The sequence below is a fragment of the Cellulomonas sp. GbtcB1 genome (assembly GCF_019091725.1).
Lineage (GTDB): Bacteria > Actinomycetota > Actinomycetes > Actinomycetales > Cellulomonadaceae > Cellulomonas.
The window spans coordinates 1-232 of record NZ_JAGXJG010000642.1 but is presented as its reverse complement, the minus strand read 5'-3'; the positions used below and the strand labels follow the sequence as shown (position 1 = coordinate 232).

The 232-nt window shown below is 75.9% G+C and carries 1 protein-coding gene; it reads left to right on the top strand.

What is annotated here, in order from left to right:
- Nucleotides 1-232 (top strand): hypothetical protein (locus KVT14_RS21650; protein ID WP_217617418.1); only part of this gene is annotated, 232 nt, incomplete at both ends.

The window sequence follows — 232 nt, the reverse complement described above, 5'->3', positions numbered from 1 at the left end:
GAGGCGGGCAGCGGCTACGAGATGCTGGTCGAGGTCCCCGACCACGGCGCGGACCTGCTGCGCGCCGCGACCGGCGACGTGCCCGAGGACGTGCAGACCTACCACGAGGTGCCGGAGACCGAGCACGCGGACGACCTGCGCGCCCGCGCCGTGGAGCCCACCGCCGACGCGGCCACCGCCTACGAGCAGGCGCTCGCCCTGGAGCCCTCCTTCCGGGACGGCACGCAGTTCC